A 21365-nucleotide genomic window follows, 5' to 3' on the forward strand; every position below is an offset into this window, starting at 1 on the left:
AGGTTCATTCTCCTGCTTTGGGATTTTGGATGTCGTAGAGTGCTCCTGTGTCGGTATTGATTTTGCATTCCAGAGAGTTGAGGACTTTGGCTCCAAGGGCGTTTTTCCCTCTGAATTTGTAAATGGCTTTTATGTCTGTCCGGCCAGACTCAACTTTTAGAGGTTGCCCTGTAAAAGAGATGAACTCAAACATGTCAGGGTCATGCATGTTTTCTTTGATGGCAACTTCAATGATCGCAGAATATCCCTTTTTCAGTTTGGCAAAGATGTAATTGGCTTTTTCATCGGGAGTCATTCGTGAAAGCTTTTCTTCAAATGCTTTCTTATCCTCTTCTTTGTTTACACGCTTTTGTTCACATATGGCTTTTGCTTTTTCCTTTTCAGATTCGGTTTGCTTCAAGAGATTTAAGAGTTCTTGCCGCTCCTTTTCTGAAATCTTCAATTCCATAATTTTTTCTCTTGTGTAGATTCCTGATTTTGCCTGTTCCCTTCTGGCTTCCGCTCTGTCCCGAACGAAGAGAATTCAGTTTTTGGCTATTGATAGTCAATGGTTGTGTTCTTGTACCCCTTTCATACCCTTTATTTTCCGCTTGATTATCGTGTCGTTTTAACCTTCCCCTACGTGGCGAATGTGGGGTGAACTACGCGTTAAACGTGTTGATATGTTCAATGGAACATCGGCAGGATACTAGAAGACTGATGGTTCAGTCTTTCCAAAAAATAAACAGCAAACAATAGCAATGAATAATTACATACCAATCAACAAGGCAGTTAATCCCGTCTGCATTTATCAAGGGTATGAGCCTCTTATCAACAAGACGCTCGGTGTTGATGAAATGATATATGGCTTTGACGGAACTCCTTCGGATTATGCCACCTGTGCCGGAGCTCCCGAAATGTTCATCAAGGTGGAACATGACGGCTTGTATTATTTCGGTGTAGAAGCCGATGATGAGGGGTACCTCAGCCTTGCAGGAGAACTTCTCTGCGGGAAAAAAGGAGATCCGCCCAATGGGAAATTGTCTCTGGAAACGGGTTCAAGATATCTGAAAGCCGGGTATTACAAGGTTTCTTTGATATACAGCAATCACGCTTACAAGCCTGTCAGCAACAATGCCATTGCATTCAACGTTACCATGGATACCAAACCTATTATGGAAGGGAAGTACCAGGGAAACTCCACCATGAACCGTGAATTTTCAGCATCTCCCAAAATCAAGCTTTGGACGATTGAACGGGAGGCTTCCATTACATGTGAACCTTCTCAACAAGTCGAAATCCAATGGGACCACCCGGAATTTACGATTGACAACAGTCTGAATAGAAGTGAAACAACGGGCACGCCTCCAAATTTCTATGTTACCGCCTGCAAGGATGAGGCCGCCAATGTATGGAGGTTGCGCCTTCAGCTCGTTACTTGTGGTTCCAAGATTTCTCTGAAAACTGACTCTTACAGAGATGCTTTGGCCAACCCTCCCGTTTCAGAGGCTGAGGCCATCGAAGCGGTTGACTGCATGAACGGCTATCAATCTCGTGCAGGAGTGTGGAAGTGGCATACTCAGGCCGCCTCGCTCGCGCACGAACAACACCACCGCCGGCAATGGGAAGATGCTTACAAATACTACTGGAAGGAATTAAAAATACAGGAAGAATTGGAAAAGCAGAGTGTTTCCTGCACTGAAAAGCCGGAGATGGATGACGCCATAGAAGCTATGAATAAGGCTGTCCAAACGTGGAAAGATATTTTATGGCTCGAAGTTAAAGATTATGTGATGCGTTTGCCGGACGGCGCCAACGACCGCCCCTATTGTGCCGGACAACAAGTCCTGAATAATGCTACCCTTCAGGTTATAGAACAGGCGTTAACCAATGGATGGAACGTTTCTGCGGATATTACTCAACCCGGCACGATTGAGCCTCCTTGCTTCCTGCCGCCGGTCAACGAAGGGAAAACACGGAGCAGGGCAGTTGCGGAGGAATCAACATCCCTGAAGCTCTCCATTGCTGACACATCCAGGTTCATGCAGGGAGAAATTACAGTCTGTTTCCGCAACGAGGGAAGTCTGCCTGTCCGGATTCTGGACGAAATCGACGACGAAACGTCCGATTTCTTCTTCATGACGATTCTGGGAACCGAACGGGGAGACGTTCGTGTTCTTGAGCGTAAGATGGGAACAATGACGTTTCATCGTGCATTGAACTACCGGGAGCTTGCACCCGGAGAGGAATACCATGTGACAATTCCGGTTTGTCTGGATAACGTCGAGTTGGAAGACTGGAAACAATGTTCTTGTGAACTGGAAACGCGCTACTATAATCAGCAGGGTAAGAATTGTTTCCTGGGGACTCTCCGGGCGGCGACTAAACTCGTGCTGTAATGAAAAAAATCTTCCAGATTTTAGGACTTCTGGCCAGCCTGTCCCTCCATGCTTCTGCATGGGGGGACAAGGCGGACAATGGGATTGAATGTTCCGTGGTGATGGAAAAGACTTCGTTCGATCCAAGAGCCGCTTTTCCGGACTTCAAGCTTGTGTTTGCCAACAAGGGAGAAAAGGCTGTGCGTCTTTTCGACGACTTCTATCCTCTCAAGGAACGCGGGCCGAATATCATCATCAAGATATGGAGTCAGGGAAACGGAAAGAAGGGAGAAAGGCCAACGGCATGGTATCTTCCCTCCTATCAAATGGAACGTGTCGCGGATCTTATGCGCTTTATTACCTTGAACCCCGGAGAAAAATATGAAGTGCCCGTCAAGGATGCATACCTGCTGCTGACCTATTTACAACCTCTGGCCAGCGGAAAAATATACGAACTGGAAGTACGTTTCCGGGACGGATATGGAGATCCTGGTACCCGGAGGGAGTATGTGGGGAAAAAGGATTTTATCGTCATGGATCAAATCCCCAGGTGAATTTGAAAAATTGGGACAGCCCCGCTCATGAAATATGAGCGGGGCTTTTTATTGTGGATTTTCAACTTGGTGTCTTTGCACGTCTTCAATTAAAGTCCCTTGGAAAGATGGCTCTGTGTTTGTTGTTGCTTTTTCGTCAAGGAAAGTATCTTTGTCGTAATCATAGACGACAACGGCGTAGTTGATTGCCTTATTGCCAAGAGCATTTTTTCCTCGAAATTCTTCTTGGAGTATGATTTGTCCAAGGTCTGTTTTTTCTTACCCTTTTTGAATTTACAGGTTAATGAAACGTGCTCAAATGAGGCTGGATTGTGAAGGGTAGGTTTAATGAGGGATTCCAGGAGAGGGAAACCTGTAAGTTCCTTCTCCAGACACGATGTTCAGAAACCTTTTTTTAAAAACAAAGAATGCTTGCTCTCTTTGCGAGAACGCGGCAAGGCAACTTTTCTCTGAGCAGGGCTTGTTCTTCTTAGCCTCAGCTCTTGTTTTGTAGTACAAGTCGGTTTTTTCCCCTGATGCTGCAAATCTGGTCGGTATTCTGATCCTGTAGAGAATTTTGCCCCAACGTTGCATTTTGAAGATGGTAAATCTGAGAGGTTTGCTCATGTGATTTTGTGTCCTTGATACTCTTTATGGATTCAAAATCAATCAGTATGGCACCATTTATTAAACTTAGTGGGCTATATTCACCTTAGTGTAAAATAACAGGAAAATAGGGTTTCTAAGGTGTGAAATTGTTTGAAAAGCAGTATTCAAACAACAAAAAAACCGCCCGAAGGCAGCTTTAAAAAGTGGTCGAGCTGACAGGATTCGAACCTGCGACCTCTTCGTCCCGAACGAAGCGCGCTACCAGCCTGCGCTACAGCTCGTTGTTTGTGGTGCGGCGAAGTCTACGGTTGAAAGGAGGGTTTGTCCAGTTTTTTTTATTCGCCGCGGCACTTGGTTGTGATACGGTGCCGGGGTTATGATGGATATGCTGGTACGGCTGTATGATTTGCCCGATATTGAAGAAGAGCTGCGGAAGCTGGAGAAGGACGGCATTTTGATCCGGCGGCCGGGGGCTTATGAACGCCATTTGGTGGCTGGATGGGTAGGCCGGAATTTTTCTCCCAAGTGGGTGAGTGAAACGAAGACTGCATTCAGCCGCCAGCCCATTTCCTGTTATATTGCCACACGGGAGAAGAAGATTCTCGGCTTTGCCTGCTATGACGTGACGGCGCGCGGTTTTCTTGGCCCCATGGGGGTTGCGGAGGAGGCGCGCAAGAGCGGCGTGGGCAAGGTTTTGCTGGTTTCCGCATTGAACGCACTCCGTGAGATGGGGCATGCCTACGGCATCATCGGCGGGGTAGGGCCGGCCGATTTTTATGCCCGGACGGTAGGCGCGATGCCCATTGAAGGGAGCTCTCCCGGCATTTACGTGGATATTCTGCCGGAGCCCTGATTCCGCCTGTTGCGGAATTCATTTCCGGTTCCGGATGGCCCCTTTTCCGGCCCATCCAAAGGATGGAACCGGAAGTTGTTATTTTTTATACCCTACCGGATGGCAGAGCATGGGCGTTTGGGGAGAGGCCAGTTTCAGGGCTTTTGCCAGGGCCTCCTTGTTCATGCTGGCCCGTGGGTAGGTAGCCAGTCCCGTTCCGGAGCAGAACAGGGAGATGTTCTGGGAGACGATGCCGGCGTCCATGGCTGCCCAGGGTTCCGCCGTGTCCGTCACAAGAACCAGGCAAACGGGCGCGTCCGCCGGGCGCGCGTCCCCGTCGCTTACGGGGACCATGGCGTGGGCCTTGTGGTCATAGAGGTAGGAGGCGTCTTTCGTGCATACGTAAATTTTGACGTCCTGCCGGTTCATGGCGGACGGGGCGGTACGCTTGCCGGATTCCTGGCGGTTGATTCCGTTGGCGGCCCAGAGCAGGTCTGACAGATCTTTTTGGGAGAGCGTTTTTTCAGAAAAGCTCCGGATGGATTGGCGGTCGGACAGGGCTTTCATAATTGGCGCCCCCCGTTCCAGGTCCGGCTGGTCCAGTTTGACGGGTTCCGCGGCGTGAAGGAGGGCTGTTCCGGACAGCCCCGCAGCGAGGAGGGACAGGATGATTTTTTTCATGGCTTTGCGGCGGGAGTGGTTGATGGATGCGGATGTTCCGCATTTTCCCATTAGCCGGAATTTAACATGGGGAGGGAGGGCTACAAGGTTTTTGTGCGCTTGTTTTTGCCGCCATCCGTCAGGGCGCCGCAGGGCCGGAAAAAAATCGGAAGGAGTTTTTCAAGAAAAGCCTTGAGTTCTTGCGTGAAACTGGTATTGAAGGCAACCGATTTTTCGCCCGGCGGGGGAAGGCGCCCCGATTGCCCGCCGGCCAATAAGGGGCCATGAGAAAAATCGGCAATACTAACTCATCAACCATTTAAATGAGCACAACTGAACTGGCGGAACTTATTGACAGCAAGTTCCGCGAATTGCGTGAAGGTTCCATCGTTACCGGAACCATCCAGGAAATCCGTCCCCAAGTCGTTTTGGTGGACATCGGCTACAAGTCCGAAGGCGCTATTTCCATTTCCGAGTTTGAAGACGAGGAAATCGAAGTGGGGGACCAGATTGAGGTCCTTCTGGAACGCCTCGAAAACGACGAAGGCATCGTCGTCCTTTCCAAGGAAAAGGCCGCCCATAAGCAGAACTGGGATAAGATCGTGGGCGTGTACCGCGATGGCGGCCTGGTCAAGGGTAAAGTGAAGAGCGTCGTCAAGGGTGGCCTCATGGTCAACGTTGGCGTGGAAGCCTTCCTTCCCGGTTCCCAGGTGGATATCATTCCCCCGCGCGACCTGAACGAATACGTGGGCAAGGTTTACGAATTCAAAATCGTCAAGGTGAACGACGACCGCAAGAACATCGTCCTTTCCCGCCGCGAAGTGATCGAAGCCGAACGCGCCGACCAGCGCCAGCGCTTCCTTGAAACCGTCAAGGAAGGCGACAAGGTGGAAGGCCTCGTGAAGAACATCACGGACTTCGGCGCCTTTGTCGACCTCCGCGGCATGGACGGCCTGCTTCATATCACGGATATGAGCTGGGGCCGCGTGAACCACCCGAGCGAAATGCTCCACATCGGCCAGTCCCTGGAAGTCGTGATTCTGGAAGTGGACCGCGAAAAGGAACGCGTTTCCCTGGGCCTGAAGCAGATGACGGACAATCCCTGGGCGGACATCGAACGCAAGTACCCGATCAATTCCCATGTCAAGGGCCGCGTGACCAAGCTTCTGCCTTACGGCGCCTTCGTGGAGCTGGAAAAGGGCGTGGAAGGCCTGGTGCACGTTTCCGAACTGTCCTGGGTCAAGAGAATCACCCGTCCGAGCGACGTGCTGAAGCTGGACCAGGAAATCGAAGCCGTGGTGCTTTCCATTTCCGTGAAGGAACAGAAAATCTCCCTCGGCGTTCGCCAGCTGGAAGACAATCCCTGGGCGGATATCGAATCCCGCTTCCCGATCGGCACCGTTATCAAGGGCCAGGTCCGCAACCTTACTCCCTACGGTGCCTTTGTGGGCCTGGAAGAAGGCATCGACGGCATGATCCACGTGTCCGACATGAGCTGGACCCGCAAAATCAACCACCCCTCCGAAGTCCTCAAGAAGGGCGACGAAGTGGAAGCCATCGTTCTGGAAATCAAGAAGGAAGACCAGCGTGTCTCCCTTGGCATCAAGCAGCTTGAGTCTGATCCGTGGGAATCCATCAACGACCGCTTCAAGGTGGGCGACATGGTGACCGGCCAAGTGGCCAAGATCGCCAGCTTCGGCGCCTTTGTGAACCTGAACGGGGACATCGACGGCCTGATTCACATCTCCCAGCTTAGCGAAGACCACGTGGAACGCGTGAAGGACGTGATCAAGGTGGGTGATGAAATCACCGCCCGCGTGATCAAGGTGGACAGCATCGAACGCCGCATCGGCCTTTCCATCAAGGCCGTCAATTACGACACCGAACAGCTCCGCCGTGAAACCGCCTCCTTTGAAGCTCTCCGCCCGAGCAGCGACATGGTGGGCCTGGAACACGCCTTCAACCTGGCTACCCGTGAAAACGAAGAATGGAGCCCTTCTGAAGAGAAGTAAGCTTATCTACGTAATTCACTGATTGATTTAACCGCCGCGAATAGTGATATTCGCGGTGGTTTTTTTCTCATTCCAAATAAGGATGGAAAAAGTCTTGAGTTAGTTTCACCTAAGGGATTAACTGTTCTCTTATACCATGTTGGAGCTGACCAAGAGCAATGAGGATTATCTGGAGGCCATCGGGCTGCTGTCTGAAAAGAGCGGAACGGCCCAGGTGCGGGATATTGCAGAGATGCTTAAGGTGAAGATGCCTTCCGTCACGTCTGCCGTCAAGCAGCTGGCGGACATGGGGCTGGTGGAGTACACGCAGTATGCTCCCGTCAAGCTGACGCCCCAGGGCCGCAGAATCGCGGGAAAAATCATTGTCAGCCACGGTATTTTGTTTGATTTCCTGAGGGAGGAACTGGCTCTTCCGGAAGAACGCGCCAATGAGGTTGCCTGCCAGATTGAGCATATCATGACTTTTGAGGAGATTGAAAAGCTCAAGTCCTGCCGGATACGGCCTTTTGAGGGGGCCGGGGAAGATTCTGCCGGATAGGTTTTAGTTCCGGTGGCGGGCGGGATTTGGACCAAGCCTCCATTGCGCTTTGGGTGCCGGCTATCCGGGAAGGACGGGATACCTCCATACACGGCCCTGTGATTCGTTCAGGCTGTGGGATATGTCCTTTCCCCTGCTTTTTCCGATAGCCGCACTGCCGGGAACAAGGATCTTCCGTTCCTTGCCAGAATCTTATGGAGTATCTCCATGAGAAATTTTCCTTGAAAAAAGAATGACCGGGAGAATCGGTATTTTGCCCTTTTCCGTTCAGGTGATTCGTGATAGGTTCCCGCGCATGGATCCCCATATCGCTGCAGATCTCTCGGCGCTCGACACGGCTGTTTTGCACAGCCGTCTTTCCGAGCTCGGGAGCTATCTTTGACCTGGACGGCATTCAACAACGAGTGGCCGAATTGGACGAACGCATGAGCGCTCCGGATTTCTGGGATGACCAGAATGCCGCGCGGGCGCTGATGGCGGAAGTGAATCCCCTGAAACACAGGATGGAGGCGTTTTCCGCATTGAAATCCCGTCTGGAGGATATTGACGCTACCATTGAATTGGCCCAGGAGGCGGATGACGACGACCTGGGCCGGGAGGCCGTGGAGGAGTTTGCCAAATGGCAGAAGTCCCTGGCGGATTTTGAGCTGCTGACCTTGTTGAACGGCCCGCAGGACCAGGCTTCCTGTTATGTGACCATTCACGCCGGGGCAGGCGGCACGGAAGCCTGTGACTGGGCGTCCATGCTGATGCGCATGTATATCCGCTGGTGTGAGCGCCGCGGCTTTTCCGTGACTTATCTGGAAAGCACGGATGGCGATGACGCCGGCATCCGTTCCGTAACCTTGAAGGTGGATGGAGAGTATGCTTACGGTTATTTGAAGAATGAACGCGGCATCCACCGCCTGGTGCGCATTTCTCCCTTTGATTCCGCCGGTAAGCGGCACACTTCCTTCGCCTCCCTGGACGCTACGCCGGAGGTTTCCGATTCCATCAGTATTGAGATTCTGGACAAGGATTTGAAGGTGGATACCTACCGTTCCGGCGGCAAGGGCGGCCAGAACGTGAACAAGGTGGAAACCGCCGTGCGCATCACGCACATTCCCTCCGGAGTGATTGTAGCCTGCCAGAACGAACGCAGCCAGCTTCGCAACAAGGAGGAGGCCATGAACATGCTGCGCGCCAAGCTGTACCAGATTGAGGAAGACAAGAAGCAGGCGGAAGCCGACCGCCAGTACAGTGAAAAGGGGGACATCGGCTGGGGCAACCAGATCCGTTCCTACGTCTTCCAGCCTTACCAGATGGTGAAGGATTTGCGCACGGGCGTGGAATCCGGCAACATTCAGGACGTGATGGACGGCAACCTGGACCCCTTCATTGAGGCCATGCTGCGCGGCCACAAGCGCGAACGCTGACGTTTTCCTTCCCTTCTTATGGCCGCTGGACTGATTATTGACGTTCTCTCCCTGTTCCCGGAGATGGTGGAAGCCCCCCTGGGCGGCAGCATCCTGGGGAAGGCCCGTGAAAAGGGGCTGGTGGAGGTGCGCTGCCATAACATCCGTGACTGGACGGTGGACAAGCACCGCAAGACGGACGACTACCTCTGCGGGGGCGGGCAGGGCATGCTGTTGAAACCGGAACCCATTTTTGCCGCCGTGGAGGAACTCCGCAGGCCGGAAACGCGCGTGGTGCTGATGACCCCGCAGGGCCGCACCTTCAATCAGTCCCTGGCCGGGGAGCTGGCCGCATCCGGCGGCCACCTCATCATTCTCTGCGGGCATTATGAGGGGGTGGACCACCGCGTGGTGGAAGAGCTGGTGGATGTGGAGCTGTCCATCGGGGATTATATTCTCACGAACGGGGCGATTGCCGCCGTGGTGGTGATTGATGCCGTAGCGCGCCTGATTCCCGGTGTGCTGGGGGATGAACGCTCTTCCGTGGAGGAATCTTTTTCCAACGGCCTTCTGGAGGCGCCCGCCTATACCAAGCCGAACGTGTTCCGCGGGATGGCCGTTCCGGACATCCTGCTGGGCGGCAACCATCCCGCCATTGAAAAGTGGAAGCACGGGAAATCTCTGGAGCGTACGCGGCTGAACCGTCCGGATTTATGGAGGGCGTGGCTGAAGGCGCATCCGGAGGATGCCGTGGAATGAGATATTTGAGCGCCGCGTCAAATTTCTCTTGCCAAGACCGGGGCCTTCCGTTATAAGACCTCGCCTGCCACCGTGAGGGTGGTGTGAAGCACCTTTCTGAACCTTTTACAAAACACAAGATCATGTCCAAGCATTCCAGCCTCAAAGCAACCGGTACCGTAGGCGGCAAGCGTTCCGTCCTGAAGCGTTTTGAACGCGTCAAGCTTCTCAAGGAACGCGGCGAATGGAAGAAGGGTCAAAGCCCTCTCGGCCTGCCGAAGACCAAGCATGAAGCTTAAGCCTGCTTTTACCCCCTCCGGAGAGTTTCCCGGCGGAGTCATGCACGGCAAGTCATTTTCCTAATACAGGAAGCCTCTCGGATGTCTATGAACCGAGAGGCTTTTTTCTTCCGGCAAAGAAGGCCATCCCTCTTTTTGGGGCGCGCGAATTGCCGTAATACAAACAATACAAAACCATCCGCTGAGATAGCGGACATTATACCAATATGAGTGAAGAACAACATGGCTCCGAAGAAAACGGAGGTATCCGCATTAATAAATTCCTTGCATCCTGCGGCATTGATTCCCGCCGGGTGGCTGACAGACTGATTGAGGAAGGACGCGTGGAAGTGAACGGGAAGGTTATTGATACGCCCGGAATGAGGGTGACGGAGAAGGATTTCGTGAAAGTGGACGGCCGCCACATGACTCCCATGGAGGAAGTCGTGGTGCTGTTGAACAAGCCGCGCGGGTACGTATGCAGCCGTGAAGCCCAGGGGGCCATAGGCACTGTTTACGACCTGCTGCCGCCGCGCCTGCGCCATCTGAATTACGTGGGACGGCTGGATGCCGATTCCGAAGGCCTCCTGATCATGACGAACAAGGGGGAATTGACCCAAACCCTTTCCCACCCCACCGGCGGGATTGAAAAGGAATACTGGGTGACGGTAGATCAGAATTTTGACAATTCCGTGCTGATGCAGTTCCTGCGCGGAGTCCGCATTCCGGAAGGCAATGCCAAGGCCAAGTACGTCTGCCGCGCTTCCGCGCGCCGCGCCTGTGTTGTTCTGGAACAGGGGCTGAAGCGCCAGGTGCGCCAGATGTTCCAGTGCCTGGGCCTCCGCGTCCGCAAGCTGGTACGCGTGCGCATCGGTTCCCTGTGGGGGGCGATCTGGAACCCGGAAGCTGGAGATTCCTGGATGATGCGGATGTAGCCCTGCTGCTGAAGAATCCTCCCCGCCAGCGCAAATACCTGGGTGCTTCCCAGCTTGTCGCCGGGACTTCCGCCAAGGGCGAACAGAGCGGGAAGAACGCTGATTCTGATGAAGGTTATGTATTTAATCCGGAAGATTTTGAAGCCGGGGATTCTTATGAACCTACTCCGGAAATGAAAACCCGCTTTGCGGATACAGAGGACGAGGATGAAATCAAGGAGGGTGAAGACCTTCGGGATGATTCCGGATTCCGTTCCCGTGAACGCCGGGAAGATGGTTTCCGTGGACGCCGCGAAGGCGGTTTCCAGCGCCGGGAAGGCGGCTTCGGTGGCAATCGCCGCGAGGGAGGCTTCCAGCGTCGTGAAGGGGGTTTCAGAGGAGACCGCCGCGAAGGAGGCTTCCAGCGCCGTGAAGGCGGATTTGGAGGAGACCGTCGCGAGGGAGGTTTCAGACGCCGCGAAGGTGGCTTCGGTGGAGACCGCCGCGAGGGAGGCTTCCAGCGCCGTGAAGGTGGCTTCGGTGGAGACCGCCGCGAGGGAGGCTTCCAGCGCCGTGAAGGTGGCTTCGGCGGAGACCGCCGCGAGGGAGGCTTCCAGCGCCGTGAAGGTGGATTTGGCGGAGATCGCCGTGAAGGAGGTTTCCAGCGCCGTGAAGGTGGATTTGGAGGAGACCGCCGCGAAGGAGGCTTTAAACGCCGCGAAGGCGGTTTCGGAGGAGACCGCCGCGAGGGAGGCTTCCAGCGTCGTGAAGGCGGTTTTCGCAAACCGGGCTTTGGCGGCAGATCTTCCGGCGGTTTCTCCCGCGGAAACAGGGGCCGTTAATGATTGACTTGTTCCGGTATGAAGAAGCAGTGCAAATGGTGGCTCCTTGCCGGATTGTGTGGGCTGTGCCTCGTTCAGCCTCCGCTTCATGCGTCTCAGGATGCTCCCTCCCCGGCTCCTGCCGGTGAGGGGGATTTTGGGACGTACCTGTCCAGTCTTCAGGAGAAAGCCCATAACGGGGATAAAGCTGCCGCCCGGGAGCTGGCAGTGCATTATGATGTGGAGGGGAATGCCCCGGAGACGTCCAAATGGATGTCTGAATACGTTTCCCTGGCGGAGAAGGAGGCCAATGGCGGGGACGTGGATTCCATGCTGGATTTGGGCAAGCTGTTTTATACAGGCAGCCGCCTGTACCCCAGGAATCTTGAAAAGGCCCGGTACTGGTTTGCCCGCGCCGCTGACGGCGGCAATGCCGCGGCACAGTACCAGGTGGCTGTAATGGCTTCCAAGGGAACAGGCGGTCCGAAGAATGAGGAAATGGCGGCCCGCTATTATGAAAAAGCCCTCCAAACATGGAGGAAAGAGGCTGACGCCGGCGATTCCAAGGCGGCGTTGTGGGCGGCCCTTGTTTATGAACGGAAGCTGGTTCCGGACAGCTCTCCGGAAAAGTCGGTTCCGTACCTCCTTCATGCTGCGGAAAGCGGCAACCTGACGGCGCAGGGGCTTCTGGCGTTCAAGTACCGGGATGGTCTGGGCGTCCCGCAGGATGCGGCCAAGGCCGTGGAATGGTTTGAAAAGGCGGCTGGCCGGAAGGATCTGGGCGCCGTAATGGAACTGGGCATGATGTACCGGGACGGTAAGTATATGCCCCCTGACCGGGAAAAAGCCCTCAACTGGTTTGAAAAAGGCGCGGAATGGAAGGATCCGTACAGCATGGCTGCCCTGGCGGACATGCTGATGGAAGGCTCTCCTTCCGGAGAACAGGCAGCGCGTGCGCTGGCCCTGTACCGTGAAGCCGCTGCCATCGGTTACCCCCCTGCCGCCCTGAAGGCCGCGGAATTGCTCCAGAACGGGAAGGGCGGGGAACTGGATGCGGATGAAGCCTACAGGCTGCTGCGGCGCGCGGCAGACGCAACGGGGGACCCCAAGGCCATGTATATGCTGGCCCAGGTGTATTATACGCGGGGCGATGATGCGCAGGGGGATTCCCTGATGAAAGCATCCGCCCAGGCGGCTTATCTGCCGGCCATGAACCGCATGGCGCGCCTCCATCTTCTGCCGGGCAGTTCCATGTCCTGGAATCCGGTGCTGTCCTATTATTATTGGAACCAGGCCGGAGAACTGGGGGACGAAGGGGCGGCTTCCGCCGCGTTCTGGCTGCTGTGGGGCAGCATGGCGGCGCTTTCCCTGGTGATCTTCCTGGTCGTTTGGCGTTTCCACCGTTTTGCCGTCAGAAGGCTTGCGGAGCAGCAAAAACAGGAACAGCAATCCTCTGATGACGCATGAAGCGTATTATGAGGTATCCGGCATGAAAAAAATCTGTTAAAAAGACCGTAGCACTCCATGATGAACACGTTAGCTATTTTTGGACTGGGAACGCCGGAGATTATCGCCATTCTGGTGATTGTCTTCCTGCTGTTCGGCGCTAAGAAACTCCCCGAATTCGCCCGCGGTCTGGGCAAGAGCCTGGGAGAGTTCAAGAAGGCCAAGTCCGAGTTTGAAGAGGAGCTGTTGAAGACGGAGAAGGAAACCATGAGCGATACTCCCGCTTCCAAGCCGGAGTCCCGCCCCTCTCCCGAGCTTTCCCAGCCCATTGACGTGGAAGCGGAGAAGCCGGCGGAAACCAAAAAGGAGAGTAAGTAGGTTTTCATCTGATAAAAAACTTGAGCAGGCGGGGATTTCCCCGCCTTTTTTGTTAACTTTTTCCTGTTACCTTCAATTGGTAGCAGACAGCCTTCTTTTCCGATATTCCGTGGTTGATTCCATGGAATATTCTTTGTCGTAGATTCCACTTGATCAAATTCTTGATGAATCATACGCGGGATTTATTTATTTTACTGATATGCGAAAGAGAAGGGGGATGGATTTTTCTGCTGGAACGTGAACCATGAAGCGGAATAAGAAAAGAATTCCTCTTATAAAATGAGATTGCGAAAATAACGCAATGCGAATTTTATTCTCCTGCCATTGCAGGCATGAATTACCCGGCAACTCTTTCCGTTGATTCTTGAAAAAGAAGTATGCTACAGAGAATACTTATTGAGAATACGCATACTATCGTGATGCAAGTCTCAATATTTTGTTTATCAATATCTAACAAAACAACATCGATGAACGAACAAACATTCGATAACAGCAGGGATAATGGAAATTCCCTATCCCGATCCGATTCCTCCAACATGATTCTTGCTGAGGAATGTCCTGGTTTTAAATATTACATTCCCGCTACCCGTACGCGCACTGGTGAACCTCAAAATATTCATGAATCCATTAAAGAGGGCCCTCCTTCTGAAGGTTTCCACAAGGATTTTTACTGGATAGTTAAAGTTGGTGATCCATCAGGGGAGACCAGGGAACCCATTCAAGTTACAGCAGACTTGAGCGTCGACGATTTAGGCGAATTTTCCATGGGTCCTTTGAAAATCAGCTTGCCTGAGCAGGGGCCGAATGGGGGAGCTCCGGACAGAGTGATTCTGCTTCCGGGAAACTTCCTCCCGGTTTTTATTGCGCTACGTTAAGTTATGATAATATTGACTATAAAAAGAACGCTAACAAAGCCTTCCTGGAATTTAGCCTGAATGCCAGTCCGGGCAAAGCTGTTCCGGAAGACAATGAAGACAATGCCGGAGATTGTGAGCGAGATGACTGCGATTGCCAGAAAGGAGCTCAGAACGAAAATACAACGCAGCCGGGCGGAGAGGAAGGGGCCCCTGCTTCTCGGAAAATCCGCTCGGCAGAATGGGCCAGTTCTTCCGGCGGTAAAAATATCACAGCTACCATTAGCAAGAACAACATGCTTTGGCAGGCGAATTTCGGTACCTTCCGAGGCATGGGAGGCGTACCGGGAGGCATGCTTGAAATTACGGCCAAAATTTTTCAGAAACGGCTTGGTCAATCCACTCTCTTGCCTACAATCATCCGATGGCAAGTCGTCTGGAGAAACCATCCGGCTCCAGCTATATCGGCCAGCCCAACACCATGGTGAAAGTTGTCTCCGGAACAAGCAAACATCATTACCTCATCGGAGGAGACGGCAATTCCATCTTCGGCGCCGGAGTTTCTACCGGTACAACCACCTCCGCCCGGGTTCAATACGGAAGTTCGGGAGAAACCTCCCACATAGAATTTAAAACACATACCAAAAGTTCCACTATTTATTCAACTGTTTCAGGAATGCCTTCCAGTTATAACACTTGGTCCGGTAAACAGATTTCTTCTTCCGAATTTGCCCGTTACCTTGATATTGTAAAAGCTGAAGACGGGAGTCTGCGTCAGATATGGAACTTGTGGGATGGGGTGGCAAATATCGAAAATATTAGTGAAAATGGTTACTCCATCGCCCTGTATCTTCCAAACCAGGTAGGAGTTAAAGACAATTCCACCGGTTTGTATCAGCTCACAGGGGAACCTTTCAAATCCTTTGATATTGGCCCCAACGAAGAACGTGACCGCATCATTGTTACAGAGCGGGCGGCTGGTCGTCCCCCTTATGTGGTATCTTGGTGGCAGGCTGGTGGCGCCTGGAGCATGTCAAAAGGCACCGGAGAAGACGAGATTGTCACACTGGTAGAGCGAGAAGAACTTGGAGGCAACCGCTATAGGCTTACTGCAAAAGTCAAGAGAGGAATGGAGGGAGAGGTAGTTTCATGCACTTCAGAAACTTTCTCTAAGACGGATGAAGGAACGCAGAGAAATGACAAAACCATGGCTTACGGCAGTCCCATCTCCCGGAAGACTACCTATTCCTATGACGATGCCGGGCGCGGCAATGTAGTGGATAAGAACGCCTCCACAAAAGACAATATCTGGTCTAGCGGTTATGATACGCACAGCCGCCCCACTGTCTCGTATGAGCCATGGGCCGGAGGCACTCGCAAGGCTATCTATACGTATTATAAGGATGGGGATTTCTATGATTCGGACATTGACCATCAACGCATCGCCCTTGTTAAAGAAGGAAATGCTACCCAGTACCGGCGTATCAATTACAAATACTCCACAGTCAATCATGTGCGCCGCGTAGAAAAACGGACCACGGCTCTTGGGTCTGGTAAAACACAGTTTGAGGCGACAGAAACCTGGCTGGGCACCGCTCCCAATCCCCATGCCCAAGGACGAATTAAATTCCACCGGGATATCAATGGAGTACAGACAGCTTATACCTATGAGCCCAATAACTCTTACGGATCTCTTTACAAAGTTACGAAAGAAACGCAAGTATCGGGGAAAGCTGTTCATGGTCAAAGCACGCGTCAAATTCGTTATGTCTCTGCTCAGGGAAATGACATGCGGATAGAAGATTACGTTCTGCTTTCTAACGGTACTTGGAAGCTGGTTGAAGCCATGGATTACGAATACGACTGTGAAAACCGCTGGATTAAACGCACGCGCGCCAATGGCCGTATTACAGAACGTGAAATGATGTGCTGCGGTCCTCTGTGGGAACGGGATGAAGACGGTATTCTCACTACCTATTCCTACAATACGGCCCGGCAGCTTGTAGAAGTTATCCGCTCCGCAACAGAAACTACTCCGGAAATGATCACCTCCTATACCAGGGATGCGATGGACCGTATTCTTGAAACTCGTGTAGACATCGGTCCAATGACAACCATCACCAGGACGAGCTATGATTTGCTGGGACGTCGTGTTTCCTACACGGATAAACTGGGGCGCGTAACAACCTACTCTTATAGTGAAGACGGATTGACCACAACTGAAACAACTCCCACAGGAGCTACTCTTATCACACGGAAGCACGCGGACGGCACTCTTCTGGAGCAATCAGGAACAGGACAGCGGCACTTGATTTATATGGTGGAGGCTCTCAAGAACGGAGTCCGCACCACCATTTCAACCCCTTCCCCGGAAGGTAGCGCTGGCATCGTACTCTCCCGGGAAACCGTGGACGGATTCGGGCAGACGGTGAAGAAAGAACTTCCCAATACGGAAGGAGGATGGATTGTTACCGACTATGTCTACAATGAAAAGGGGCAAAAAACACAGGAGCAGACGGTTGGTTTGGCCCCCATTCTTTATGACTATGATACGATGGGAAACCTCATCAGAGAAACTGTCAAGCTGGATGATTCCCCTACAAAACTCAACTCCCGCATTACGGAATGGGCTGTCTCTTTTGAGGATGGATCAGATGGAGTCTATCTGAAAGAGACCTCTACCATTTATACGCCGGAAGGGGCCCCTGTCAGGACTTCGGAAATCAGTCTCATTTCATCAACTCATGCCACCCTGGCCGGAAAAACCGTGATTAGGGATACACGGGGTAATGAAGGCGTTACATGGACGGAATATTCAACATCCGCCAAACGAATTATCAAACGGCAAACTCCAGCTTCCAATACCATGGCGGAGGATGTTTTGATAGATGGTTTCCTGATTTCAGGAACAGATCTGGCAGGCGTCGCGACCACCCACGCCCGCATTTATACGGAACATGGTTTAACACTGATTAATACGGATGTCCGCGGCAATGCTACCATCTTGGAGCAGGATGTCGCCGGGCGCTCCGTCAAGGTAACGAACGCCATGGGTGGTGTTACCACGACATCCTATGATCCAGCCACAGGAAAACCCTCGTTTGTGACGGATGCCTTGGGAAATACGGTCTGCTTCTCCTATGACTGCCGGGGACGTAAAATTGCTGAATACGGTACAGGTGTCCAGCCAGCCCTTTATGCCTATGATGACGCGGACAACGTGGTTTCCCTGACCACTTTCCGGGCTGGGGAAGAGGCCATTGTTTCAGATCCCACGGAACGTACGGATGGCGATACGACTACTTGGCGTTATGACGCGTCCACCGGTTTGCTTCTTAGCAAGACCTATGCTGATGGAACTTCCGCCAACTATGAGTATGACTCCATGAACCGGCTGGAGAGGAGTATCAATCCCCGTTCCCTCGCAGCAATAAGGACTTATGCTCCGCTCACCGGGGAACTTCTCTCTGTCATCTGTGACGATTCCTCTACTACGCAAACGCCTCCGGTCACTTATTCTTACAACTACCTCGGCATGCCTGTTTCGGTTTCGGACGGCTCCGGGACACGGGAATTTATATACAACCAGTACAATGAACTGGAGGCGGAAAAGATGCAAGGACTTGTTTCCTGTGTCCTCTCTAATACTCGCGACTCTCTGGGGCGTGCTGCAGGCTACAGCCTTCTTTGCGGGGAGGAAACCGTACAGGCCGTTTCCTATGGATATGATACCAAGGGAAGGCTGGGGAATGTCTCCATGGATGGTTTGGAAGCTCCCTTTAATTACGGTTACAATGTTAACCATGGGCTATTGGAGACGCTTTCCTACCCTAATACCCTCAAAAGATGGTATACGCGGGAAGAAAAGAGGAATTTGCTCATTAAAGTAGATTATCTTCGGCCCGGAGGGCAGAATTATCCCGCAAAGGTTGATTATACCTATGATATCCTGGGACGTCCCATGACAAAAATGGATTACTTCAACACTCCCAATCCCGATTTGACACATAATTATACGTATAATGAACGGGGAGAGCTTGTTGCCGACGCAATGAGCCGGGGTGGAACATACAGCTATGTCTATGACAACATGGGCAACCGGATAACTGGCCGGGAAGGAACCGCAGATTCTTCTGTGTATGCCAGCAACGAACTTAATCAGTATGTATCTATTATTGAAGGAACGCAAACTCCTTTCCTGCCGGAATATGATTTGGAAGGTAACCAGACAAAGGTGAAAACGGCTACCGGGGAATGGAGCGTTACTTACAACGCGTTCAACCAGGCCATTGAATTTGTACAGGGTGAGATGCGCATTGAATGTTTATACGACTACCTGCACCGGCGTGTGGAAAAATCTGTATACAACGGAGAAAATCTCGTTTCCCGGAAACGTTTCATTTACAAGGACTATCTGCAAATCGCAGAACTGGATGCCGCAAACGCGGATGAAACGGTTTTACCCATTTTGAAAAAAACCTACCTGTGGGATCCTGTAGAGACCACAGCTACGCGTATTCTCGCCATGCGGAACTATGATGGAATGGGCAGTAATCCGGAAAACCTGTACTTCACGCACGACCGGATGAAGAATGCGATTGCTCTCTTCGGTTCCAAGGCCGGGCGCCGTGCCTTGTATGAATACGCTCCCTACGGAGCCGTTATCAAAGCTGAAGGAGACATGGCCCTGGTCAATCCCTTCCGTTTCTCGTCGGAATATCATGACGATGAACTGGGGATGGTTTATTACAACTACCGCTATCTCAACCCTCTGGATGGTCGATGGATTAATCGGGATTTTGTTTCAGTATCAGGTGTTATCAACGAATATGTGTTTAATGATAATTTTGTTTCAGGGTATACTGACATTTTGGGGTTGTCTCCGGACTATAAACCATATTTGTGTAATGGCTCTACATTACCTCCCTCTGCATTAGGATCTTCGCAAACGCCTTCTCAGCCATCATATCCTAAGGCAGATGATATTTTACAGAATATTGATAGAAAATATGATAAAAATGGTGATGGTGAGGTCGATGAGTGTTTTTGTGAAAAATTTGCGAAAGCACTTGAACAATTGGCAAATGATCCATCAGTGAACAATTACAACGATTTCCTTCAAGCTTTGTCAGATGGAAGTGAGAAAGGAGATTTTGTCAATCAAGTTTCAGAAAAATTGGCTAAAGATTTGAATAAAGAAATGAAAACAGGAAGTAAATTATTTAATAATGTTGACAATTTATTTAATGGAGATAAAGATGCTACTCTCAAAAGGTTAATGCATGGGAATACGCCGAGAAATCAAAAAAATGTTGGATTTAAGCCGGAAATGGCCGCGAATGGTGCCAATAATGCTCGTCATTTTGCATGGGCGCTTCACGAAGGACAATTAGGTGCAAGAGCTGCCCAATTAATGGATTTTGCAGAATCGTTAATTCGTTCTGGTGCGAGACAGCAGGAATGTGAAGCAGAGGTGGAATCTGATAGAGCTGCTGCTGGGGCCGCAAAGGATTTGTCTAAAGTTTTTAAATCACATTATTTTGACAAAGATACATGGAATAAAAATAAAAGTAAAATAGCTGATACATGGAGAAAAAGATTTTGCCAAGAAAAATAATCAATATTACAAAGATAATTATTTTTGTTTATATTTTGCAACTTTTGTTATCCTTGATATTGTACTATAGGTCAATTGAAAAGTATGAAATTGATGAAATTAAAATATCTATTGAGAAGGAAACGCCTTGGTATTTGAGCATAATACCAGGATTGGGCATTTTTCTTGATATAGGTGATATTTTTTTAGATAATCACGTCAATATAAGATTTTATTATCAGGGTTGGACGTATGTAGCATACTCGGATTCCCAGGAATATATAAACTGGAAAAACGGTCTTGAAGTTAAAACGACAAATGATTTTATTTTTTTATATGAGAAAGGGGAATGCGATCAGCCTATCATAGGAATGCCTCGTAGAGGAATGAGAATATTGCCTCTCTGATTTTTTCGTTTGATCTTTTTTGAAAAGCAAACAACATTGTTGACAGTCTGTTCTCTCATTTTGAGAGAACAGACTTTTTGCTTTTCCTTAGTCTGGTGTTCACCCTCGGCATTGTGAGATTTTTAGGGAGAACACGTGACATGTATCAGGAGAGGCGTGAGGCAATCTAGTGCATCAACAAGGTTGGGATTATGAGTGATATGTTATATACAAAGAGAGATGGGTGTTTTAATATTTATGTAACCACGGTGCCAAGATATGCTAGCCAGAATTCTTTGCAGAATAGCAGGTATGTTCTGGAGTGCGTCGAGCCATACAACCAGGAGACGTGAAGCAACGAATTTTGACAGATGAAGGAGCTATAGAATTTTCAGCTATCATCTTGAGTCATGTCATAGATGATTTGACCTATGCGGAAAATGGTGTAGTTTTTCCACGTAATGAAGATAAATCTTTAGAAAATTACAGCGCGATCAGATTCATGCAAACGCTTTTCGTCAAGGAGTTGATGATTATCTAAAAAAGGTAAGAGCACAAAAGCAGAAGGATCCAGATTATGTCACAAATCCTGGGGTGAATGACGAAGATTTAAGAGAAAGAGGCAACCAGATCAAAAATGCCCTTTGTGATTGTTTAAAAGCATCCTATTAAAAATGAAGATAAAATCATACTATCCTGTACTAGCATCATGGATCATTACATTGCTTTTGTGCGGAACGAGCGTGGGAGTCCGTTTTTATGGTTTTCCAAAATGGATGGATTTGAGCAACTTGACTGAATTGGCCATGATGTTTTTTGGGTTGATAATGGTTGGAGGTCCTATTCTTAGCTTGTTGTGGGGGGTATGTGGACTTATTGAAGATAAAAAGAAGATGGATTTTATTATAGCTGTGGCTTTATCTATTTTATGGTTTCTTCCATTTTTGATTGTCTTTGCTCTTGGACTTTCATGAGGAGCCAATAGCATTGTTGACAGGCTGTTCTCTCAGAATTGAGAG

The 21365-nt window shown here is 50.8% G+C and carries 19 protein-coding genes and 1 tRNA gene; 17 read left to right on the top strand and 3 right to left on the bottom strand.

Annotated features, from left to right (window positions below; genetic code table 11):
• Positions 1-4 precede the first annotated feature (4 nt).
• Positions 5-448, bottom strand: coding sequence for a hypothetical protein (locus tag PVA48_RS09785; protein WP_102729110.1), 444 nt, complete (start codon positions 446-448; stop codon positions 5-7).
• A 292-nt stretch (positions 449-740) separates the two neighbouring features.
• Here PVA48_RS09785 and PVA48_RS09790 point away from each other — a divergent pair, with 292 nt between their 5' ends.
• Positions 741-2378 carry a PA14 domain-containing protein gene (locus PVA48_RS09790; protein WP_102729109.1) on the top strand — a complete coding sequence of 546 codons (1638 nt, stop codon included), beginning with the start codon at positions 741-743 and terminating at the stop codon, positions 2376-2378.
• A complete protein-coding gene (locus PVA48_RS09795) occupies positions 2378-2911 on the top strand; it encodes a hypothetical protein (RefSeq protein WP_102729108.1) in 534 nt (177 codons plus the stop codon). Before PVA48_RS09790 ends, PVA48_RS09795 begins: the two co-directional genes overlap by 1 nt.
• Positions 2912-3703: 792 nt before the next feature.
• On the opposite strand, the gene PVA48_RS09800 is transcribed toward PVA48_RS09795, so the two are convergent.
• Positions 3704-3780: transfer RNA gene (locus PVA48_RS09800), tRNA-Pro, on the bottom strand.
• A 95-nt stretch (positions 3781-3875) separates the two neighbouring features.
• Between PVA48_RS09800 and PVA48_RS09805 the strand changes: the two genes are divergently transcribed.
• Positions 3876-4352 (top strand): GNAT family N-acetyltransferase, encoded by a 477-nt coding sequence (locus tag PVA48_RS09805; protein ID WP_102722899.1) that lies wholly within the window; start codon positions 3876-3878, stop codon positions 4350-4352.
• A gap of 78 nt (positions 4353-4430) precedes the next feature.
• Here PVA48_RS09805 and PVA48_RS09810 read toward each other — a convergent pair whose 3' ends face one another.
• Positions 4431-5012, bottom strand: coding sequence for a nitroreductase family protein (locus tag PVA48_RS09810; protein ID WP_102729120.1), 582 nt, complete (start codon positions 5010-5012; stop codon positions 4431-4433).
• A gap of 302 nt (positions 5013-5314) precedes the next feature.
• Here PVA48_RS09810 and PVA48_RS09815 point away from each other — a divergent pair, with 302 nt between their 5' ends.
• The 14 genes from PVA48_RS09815 to PVA48_RS09880 all read left to right on the top strand — a co-directional run bounded on the left by PVA48_RS09815 (position 5315) and on the right by PVA48_RS09880 (position 21320).
• Positions 5315-7003: a 30S ribosomal protein S1 gene (locus tag PVA48_RS09815; RefSeq protein ID WP_102712389.1), complete on the top strand. Its 1689-nt coding sequence runs from the start codon at positions 5315-5317 to the stop codon at positions 7001-7003.
• A gap of 136 nt (positions 7004-7139) precedes the next feature.
• Positions 7140-7541: a metal-dependent transcriptional regulator gene (locus PVA48_RS09820; protein WP_022396955.1), complete on the top strand. Its 402-nt coding sequence runs from the start codon at positions 7140-7142 to the stop codon at positions 7539-7541.
• 295 nt (positions 7542-7836) lie between these two features.
• A protein-coding gene (prfB, locus tag PVA48_RS09825) for a peptide chain release factor 2 (protein WP_215443679.1) occupies positions 7837-8956 on the top strand; the annotation gives its coding sequence in 2 pieces (ribosomal slippage) (positions 7837-7920 and positions 7922-8956; 1119 coding nt in all).
• Between the two features lie 18 nt (positions 8957-8974).
• Positions 8975-9694 (top strand): tRNA (guanosine(37)-N1)-methyltransferase TrmD, encoded by a 720-nt coding sequence (gene trmD, locus PVA48_RS09830; RefSeq protein WP_102712393.1) that lies wholly within the window; start codon positions 8975-8977, stop codon positions 9692-9694.
• A 122-nt stretch (positions 9695-9816) separates the two neighbouring features.
• The gene (locus PVA48_RS09835; protein WP_012419301.1) at positions 9817-9972 is read left to right on the top strand and encodes a small basic protein; all 156 of its coding nucleotides are present in this window, start codon (positions 9817-9819) and stop codon (positions 9970-9972) included.
• A 206-nt stretch (positions 9973-10178) separates the two neighbouring features.
• Positions 10179-10886 carry a pseudouridine synthase gene (locus tag PVA48_RS09840; protein WP_423231664.1) on the top strand — a complete coding sequence of 236 codons (708 nt, stop codon included), beginning with the start codon at positions 10179-10181 and terminating at the stop codon, positions 10884-10886.
• A gap of 207 nt (positions 10887-11093) precedes the next feature.
• Positions 11094-11714, top strand: a complete 621-nt coding sequence (locus PVA48_RS09845; protein WP_423231665.1) for a hypothetical protein — start codon at positions 11094-11096, stop codon at positions 11712-11714.
• 11 nt (positions 11715-11725) lie between these two features.
• Positions 11726-13153 (top strand): tetratricopeptide repeat protein, encoded by a 1428-nt coding sequence (locus PVA48_RS09850; RefSeq protein ID WP_102729106.1) that lies wholly within the window; start codon positions 11726-11728, stop codon positions 13151-13153.
• 57 nt (positions 13154-13210) lie between these two features.
• Positions 13211-13510 carry a Sec-independent protein translocase subunit TatA/TatB gene (tatA, locus tag PVA48_RS09855; RefSeq protein ID WP_102729105.1) on the top strand — a complete coding sequence of 100 codons (300 nt, stop codon included), beginning with the start codon at positions 13211-13213 and terminating at the stop codon, positions 13508-13510.
• 467 nt (positions 13511-13977) lie between these two features.
• Positions 13978-14385, top strand: coding sequence for a hypothetical protein (locus tag PVA48_RS09860; RefSeq protein WP_423231666.1), 408 nt, complete (start codon positions 13978-13980; stop codon positions 14383-14385).
• Between the two features lie 403 nt (positions 14386-14788).
• Complete coding sequence (locus tag PVA48_RS09865) at positions 14789-19981, top strand: RHS repeat domain-containing protein (RefSeq protein ID WP_423231667.1); 5193 nt, start codon at positions 14789-14791, stop codon at positions 19979-19981.
• The gene (locus tag PVA48_RS09870; protein ID WP_102729103.1) at positions 19951-20367 is read left to right on the top strand and encodes a hypothetical protein; all 417 of its coding nucleotides are present in this window, start codon (positions 19951-19953) and stop codon (positions 20365-20367) included. The genes PVA48_RS09865 and PVA48_RS09870 overlap by 31 nt, the downstream gene beginning before the upstream one ends.
• Positions 20368-20695: 328 nt before the next feature.
• Positions 20696-20887: a hypothetical protein gene (locus PVA48_RS09875; RefSeq protein ID WP_146021201.1), complete on the top strand. Its 192-nt coding sequence runs from the start codon at positions 20696-20698 to the stop codon at positions 20885-20887.
• A 133-nt stretch (positions 20888-21020) separates the two neighbouring features.
• A complete protein-coding gene (locus PVA48_RS09880) occupies positions 21021-21320 on the top strand; it encodes a hypothetical protein (protein ID WP_146021200.1) in 300 nt (99 codons plus the stop codon).
• The last annotated feature ends 45 nt before the right edge of the window (positions 21321-21365 follow it).

Source organism: Akkermansia sp. JRP_AM1, assembly GCF_049262625.1.
GTDB lineage: Bacteria > Verrucomicrobiota > Verrucomicrobiia > Verrucomicrobiales > Akkermansiaceae > Akkermansia > Akkermansia massiliensis.